5 protein-coding genes and 1 riboswitch are annotated in these 6,310 nt (G+C 30.1%); all 5 genes read left to right on the forward strand.

Annotated elements, in window-relative coordinates:
- Positions 1–42 precede the first annotated feature (42 nt).
- Positions 43–636, forward strand: a complete 594-nt coding sequence (locus WBG30_RS03105) for a YidC/Oxa1 family membrane protein insertase (RefSeq protein ID WP_424503188.1) — start codon at positions 43–45, stop codon at positions 634–636.
- A 1-nt stretch (position 637) separates the two neighbouring features.
- Positions 638–1,273, forward strand: a complete 636-nt coding sequence (gene jag, locus WBG30_RS03110; RefSeq protein ID WP_424503183.1) for an RNA-binding cell elongation regulator Jag/EloR — start codon at positions 638–640, stop codon at positions 1,271–1,273.
- A 4-nt stretch (positions 1,274–1,277) separates the two neighbouring features.
- A complete protein-coding gene (mnmE, locus tag WBG30_RS03115; RefSeq protein WP_424503184.1) occupies positions 1,278–2,645 on the forward strand; it encodes a tRNA uridine-5-carboxymethylaminomethyl(34) synthesis GTPase MnmE in 1,368 nt (455 codons plus the stop codon).
- Positions 2,646–2,763: 118 nt separating this feature from the next.
- Complete coding sequence (gene mnmG / locus WBG30_RS03120) at positions 2,764–4,614, forward strand: tRNA uridine-5-carboxymethylaminomethyl(34) synthesis enzyme MnmG (protein WP_424503185.1); 1,851 nt, start codon at positions 2,764–2,766, stop codon at positions 4,612–4,614.
- 113 nt (positions 4,615–4,727) lie between these two features.
- Positions 4,728–4,806: riboswitch (Fluoride riboswitch) on the forward strand.
- 53 nt (positions 4,807–4,859) lie between these two features.
- The gene (locus WBG30_RS03125; RefSeq protein ID WP_424503186.1) at positions 4,860–6,047 is read left to right on the forward strand and encodes a cation:proton antiporter; all 1,188 of its coding nucleotides are present in this window, start codon (positions 4,860–4,862) and stop codon (positions 6,045–6,047) included.
- Positions 6,048–6,310 lie beyond the last annotated feature (263 nt).

Raw genomic sequence — 6,310 nt, forward strand, 5'->3', positions numbered from 1 at the left:
TATGGAGCACTACAAGGTTTTTTAGAAAGTGCGATAGAAGTGATGTACAATATTTTTGGAAATTATGGGTTAGCCATAATTGGTATAACAATTTTAATCAAATTAGTTTTGTTACCACTTACATTAAAGCAAGATAAATCAATGGGTGCTATGAAAAAATTGCAACCACAATTAGAAGCACTTAAAGAAAAATATAAAAATGATTCACAAACATTAAATCAGAAAACAATTGAACTATATAAAATACATAAGGTGAACCCAGCAAGTGGTTGTTTACCGATATTATTACAAATGCCAATATTATTTGCACTTTTTGGAGTTTTGAGAAAAACAGGAGCAGATGGAGGAGTTATAGCAGAGGGATCAAAATTTCTTTGGTTAACATTATCAAATCCAGATCCAATTTATTTATTACCATTATTAAATGGTGCAGTATCTTATTTCCAACAAAAATTAATGAGTGCAAGTCAAGGATCTTCAAACCCACAAATGAAAATGATGACTTATATGTTTCCTGTAATGATGATATTTATCTCATACAAGATGCCGTCAGGATTACAGTTGTATTGGTTTGTATCTAGTTTGGCTTCAGTAGCACAACAATATTATATAATGAGTAGAAGGGATGAGGCGTAAAATGAACTTAACTTATCAAATAAAAGCTAAATCAAAAGACGATGCTATAATTAAAGCTGTAAAAAATCATAATCTTGATAAGAATAAAATCTTAGAAGTTATTGAAATATCAAAAGCAACTTCATTTTTTGGTTTTTTTAAAAAACATGGAGAATACGAGATTCAAATGGAGAAAACAGCCGAGATAATAGAAATCAAGATAGAAGAAGTAGTTGTAGAAAGAGCCAATGAATTATTGAATAATATGGGATTAGTTTTAAATGTGGAAGTTTTAGAAGCTAGAGACCATTATGTTTTAATCAATTTATCTGGTGAAGACAATGGAATAATCATAGGAAAAAAAGGTAAAACTTTAAATAGTTTTGAATACCTTTTAAATTCTCTATGCAAAAGTGTAAAGGTAGAAGTTGATGTAGAAGGATTTAAAGCTAAAAGAGCAGAAACTCTTAGAGATTTAGCTAGAAAAATGGCTGAAAAAGCATTACATACTGATAAAGTTGTAAAATTAAATCCGATGCCACCAAGGGAAAGAAAAATAATTCACGAAATAGTAAATAAATATAAGGAGCTTGATACTTTTAGTGAAGGAAGAGATCCTAAGAGATATATTGTAATTAAAAGAAAAAGATTGGGGTAATACTATGTTTGATACAATAGCGGCAATATCGACTCCTAGAGGAGAAGGTGGAATAGGAATTGTAAGAATGTCTGGAAAAGAATCTCTAAACATTCTCTCAAAAATATTTAGACCGATATCTAACAAAAAAGTAGAAGAGTTAAAAAATTTTACTATTAATTATGGTCATCTGTATTCAGGTGAAAAATTAGTAGATGAAGTAATGGTCAGCATAATGAAAGGTCCTAAAACTTATACTAAAGAAGATATAGTAGAGATAAACTGCCACGGTGGGTATCTTGTGACTGAAAAAGTTTTGGAGTTAGTTTTATCTAATGGATCTAGAATTGCTGAGCAGGGTGAATTTACAAGAAGAGCTTTTATGAATGGAAGACTAGATCTTACCCAAGCAGAAGCTATAATTGATTTAATTCATGGAAAAACAGAAAAAAGTTTATCTCTTTCATTAGATCAATTAAGAGGAGATTTAAAAGATCAAATATTACATTTAAAAAAATTACTTTTAGATGTAGTTGCTCATATAAATGTAGTTTTAGACTATCCTGAAGAAGGGATCGATGATCCATTACCGGAAGGTTTAGTAGATAATTTAAATGAAGTTTTGGAAACTTCAGATAGATTATCAGCCTCTTATACTCAAGGGAAAATGATTAAAGAGGGTGTAAAGACAGCAATAGTTGGAAAACCTAATGTAGGTAAATCTAGTTTATTGAATTCTTTATTAAAAGAAGAAAGAGCAATAGTAACTCATATTCCAGGAACAACAAGGGATGTAATTGAGGAAATTGTAAATATAAAAGGAATACCACTTATCTTAGCTGATACAGCAGGGATTAGAAACACAGATGATTTTATTGAGAGTATCGGAGTAGAAAAATCTGAGAAATTATTAGATGATTCAGATTTAATCTTATTTGTTGTAGATGGCTCTAGAGAACTAAGTGAAGAAGACTTTAGAGTACATAAACATATTTGTGCAGAAAAAGTTGTAGGAATATTAAATAAGATAGATATGGAACAAAAAATAGATTTATCTAAATTAGAAAAAGTTGGTAAATGGATCGAAATTTCAGCTAAAGAAAATATTGGTATAACTAATATGGAAGAAGAAATTTATTCTTATATTATAGCTGGTAATATTGAAGACTCATCTGAAACTTTAGTCATAACTAATATTAGGCATAGATCTGCTTTAGTTAAAACAAAGGAAGCTATAGAAAATATATTTGAAACAATAAATATGGGGTTACCAATGGATCTAATAGCTGTAGATTTAAAAGAAGCTTTAGATGCACTATCAGAGGTAACTGGAGAAATCTCATCGGAAGATGTTTTAGATCATATATTTAGTAATTTCTGTGTAGGAAAATAAATTATAAAAAAAATATGAAATACTGCAGATATTTCTGCAGTATTTTTTTCTTTGAGATGTAGTATTTACTTTAAAAATATGTATACGAACAAAAATAAAATTAAAAAGGAGAGAACTTATGAATTATGATGTAATCGTTGTAGGTGGAGGACATGCTGGATGTGAAGCTGCACTAGCCTCAGCAAGATCAGGATTAAAAACAGCTCTATTTACAATATATTTAGACACTATAGCTATGATGTCGTGTAATCCTTCTATAGGAGGACCAGGAAAGAGTCATATAGTAGCAGAAGTAGATATGTTAGGTGGAGAGATTGGGAGACATACTGATAAATATAATTTACAATTAAAACATTTAAATACCAGTAAAGGACCAGCAGCTAGAATTACTCGTGGACAAGCGGACAAATACTGGTATAGAGTAAAAATGAAAGAGATGATAGAAAGCACTCCTAATCTAGATAGTATCCAAGGTATAATAGAGGACATTATTATTGAGGATGGACAAACAAAAGGGGTAATTTCTGACTTAGGGATAGAATATGGAGCGAGTTCAGTAATACTAGCTACTGGAACATTCTTAAAAGGAAGAATAGTAATTGGAGATGTAAAATATCCTGCAGGTAGGATAGGTGAAAAATCTGCTGAAAAATTATCAGATGCATTGCTTAAAAACGGAATAATACTGGATAGATATCAAACCGCTACTCCTCCAAGGTTAGATATGAGAACTGTAGATTTTAGTAAAATGAAAGAGATGCATGGTGAAGATCATCCAAAATATTTTTCATTGTTCACTAAGAAAGAAAAAAATGATAATTCTCCTACATGGCTAACATATACAACACCTGAAACTGTGAAAGTAGCTCAGGATCTTTTGGAGTATTCACCCATTGTAAGTGGAATAATAGAAACTCATGGGCCGAGACATTGTCCGTCGCTTGATAGAAAAGTATTAAATTTTCCTGAAAAAACTAATCACCAAATTTTCTTAGAAATGGAATCTAAAGAGACGAATGAACTTTATGTAAATGGTCTTACAACGGCTATGCCACCATTTGCTCAAGAAAAAATGATGAGAACTATAGCAGGATTGGAAAATGCTAAAATAATGAGATATGGTTATGCTGTTGAGTATGACTATGCACCATCTTATCAATTATATCCTAGTTTAGAGAGTAAAAAAATAAAAAATCTTTATTTTGCAGGACAAATAAACGGAACTTCTGGATATGAAGAAGCTGCGGCTCAAGGATTTTTAGCAGGAGTAAATGCCAGTAGAAAAGTATTGGGAAAAGAACCAGTTATAATAGACAGAACAGAGGGTTATTTAGGAGTATTAGTCGACGATATAATCCATAAACAAACTCCAGAACCATATAGAGTATTACCGTCTAGAGCAGAATATAGGCTGACTCTTAGATTTGACAATGCATTTATGAGGCTATTAGATAAAGCCAAAGAGATTGGTATTGTTTCTGAGGATAAAATTAAATTTTTAGAGGAAGCCAAAGAGATGGTAAAATCTGAAGTTGAAAGGATAAATCAAATCAGTATCTCTATGAAACAAGCAAATGAAGTTTTAGAAAGTGTAGATGCGAAGGAAAGATTTGGTAAAGGGGTAAAGTTATCTGAATTATTAAAGCAAAAAGAAGTTACGTATGATTCTTTAAAGTTAATTATAGAAATTAAGGATATGCCAACATTTGTTAAAAATCAAATTGAAACTATTGTTAAATATAATGCATTTATCGAAAGAGAGAGAACACAAATAGAAAAATTTAAAAAATTAGAAAATATGAAAATCCCAGAAGGATTTGATTTTCAAACTATAGCAGGTTTATCTAATATAGCTAGAGATGGTTTAGAACAAATTAAACCTATGTCTATTGGAGAAGCTACAAGGATAAGTGGGGTAACTGGAAATGATATAGCAATACTTATTACAAACTTAGATAAGATAAAATAATTTTTTAAGTTTTTTAATAGTAAAGGTTATCTATTAACAAATATGTATACAGACAAAAATAAAGTTAAATTATACATAATTTATATTTACTTAGAAATATTTTATATGATATAATTTATACAGGAGATGAAGCTCTCCTTAGATTTAAAATCTAAAACTACTTGGAAAAAAGTTAATGGCTTCTACATCGATACAATTTTTGTATTGATGTAGAAGTTTTTTTATATATTTTTAGGAGGAAAATTATGTTAAGTATTTTGGTTTCATTTTTAATTTTATTTGTAGGTGGGGTAATAGTTGGGAAAATAGTTGAAAAATTATATCTACCAAAGTTAATAGGTATGATTGCTTTTGGTTGTTTAGCTAATGTGTATCTAAAAATAATAGATCCTGTAGCCATAGAATTTGGTGGAATTTTAAAAAACTTAGCTTTGGTCATAGTGTTGCTAATAGCAGGTTTAGGGATTAGAAAAAAGCAAATAAAAAAAGTAGGAAGAGCAGCAGTATTACTTAGCTTGATACCTGTTTCAGTAGAGGGATTCACAGTTATGTTTTTATCTATAAAAATCTTGGGATTGCCAACAATACAAGCTGGGATATTAGGGTTTATAATTGCAGCAGTAAGTCCGGCAGTATTAGTTCCTGCCATGGTAGATCTAATAAAAAGAGGATTAGGAGAAAAAAAAGCTATACCACAAATGTTGCTTACGGGAGCTTCGGCAGATGATAGTGTAGCCATAGCTATGTTTACATCATTTATGGGAATGTATTTTGGTACCAGTGGGGGTATTTTAAACAATTTGATAGCGATACCAATTTCTACAGTAGTAGGTGTCGCTGTAGGAATATTGGTGGCTGTGATAGCTGGGGAAATATCTAAAAAAATAAAATCAGAGATCTTTCAAACTATATTGGTAGGAGGATTAGCTATTGGAATGAGAATGGTTGAAACTGCATACCATCTAAAATATTTTAATTCTCTTCTAGGAATAATGGTAATAGGTTATGTAATTACTAATTATTATGAATGGTTAGGAAATAATATAATGGATGGATTAGGAAAAGCTTGGTCTGTAGGAGCAGTATTTTTATTTACATTAGTGGGAACAGCTATAAACCCTTCACTTGTTGGAAATATTTTTTATATAGGAAGTATGATAGTATTTATATCTCTTACAGTTAGATCAATTGGTGTTTTGATAGCTTTAGTAGGAACAGATTTAAATTTAAAAGAAAGATTATTTTGTGTTATAGCTTATCTACCTAAAGCAACTGTTCAATCAGCTAAAGCTGGTATACCTCTTCAGATGGGTGTTGTAGGAGGAGAGTTAATACAAGCTATGGCAATTTTAAGTGTAATTATAACAGCACCAATAGGAGCTATTGGAATAAGGTTAAGTGCAAGTAAATTATTGGAAAAAAAATATGATTAATAAACTAATATGTTGTCAATAGAATTCTATTGATAACATATTAGTTTAACGTTTGTAAGTCTATAAAATAAATGATAACAAAGAATTAAAAATTGAAAAAATAAAAAAAACAAAAAAACAAAAAAAAATTATAAAAAAACAAAAAAACTCTTGACGAAAAGTTGTAAACACGGTATACTTCTTCTTGTCCGCAAGGGAAAGCAAAAGCGACCTTAAGCGAGACAAACAAAAGGACATTAGCAATTAAATAGAGAAAGAAAGTG

Source organism: Psychrilyobacter sp., assembly GCF_049671765.1.
In the GTDB taxonomy this organism is placed as follows: domain Bacteria; phylum Fusobacteriota; class Fusobacteriia; order Fusobacteriales; family Fusobacteriaceae; genus Psychrilyobacter.